The following is a 502-nucleotide window of genomic DNA, read 5'->3' on the forward strand; positions in this document are numbered from 1 at the left end:
GTTACCCGGTTGGTCAGTGGAACATCTACGCAGCTCAAGCGTCCGATGGGGATAACTGGGCGGATGACTCACCACGATGCCGAGATTTACTCGTGAATAAGTTGCTGCCAAATTGTCAGTACTATTCTTATATAGAAATCACGCGTCGCTCACATCAGACCTTATGGCACGAGTATGAGAAGCTCACCGACGAGTTTCCAAACTTCGCTATGAAGAATATTCGCTCTGTGGAGGATATCTTCCCAGTCTTCCGAGAACTATTCCAAAAAGAAACGGCGTAAGGAGGCTAGCGATGACTACCGCAACAAAAAACCTCTCTGGAGAGGCGCCTAAAAAGCGCAACAGCAAGTTGCTACCTGACGGACCGGATTGGACATTCGAACTGCTTGAACGCTATCACAAGGAAATAAAACGTGTCGCGGAGCACTATCGTTTGGACACCTATCCAAATCAGATCGAAGTGATCACGTCTGAGCAGATGATGGATGCGTACTCAAGTATC

Annotated in this window: 2 protein-coding genes; both read left to right on the forward strand. The window is 47.8% G+C overall.

Annotated elements, in window-relative coordinates; translation table 11 throughout:
* The coding region (locus R7Q09_RS28700; RefSeq protein WP_318144279.1) for a DUF444 family protein at positions 1-281 on the forward strand (281 nt) is incomplete at its 5' end.
* 11 nt (positions 282-292) lie between these two features.
* On the forward strand, positions 293-502 hold a 210-nt coding region (locus tag R7Q09_RS28705), incomplete at its 3' end, for a SpoVR family protein (RefSeq protein ID WP_225456163.1).

It is taken from the genome of Vibrio sp. 2130-1 (assembly GCF_033339515.1).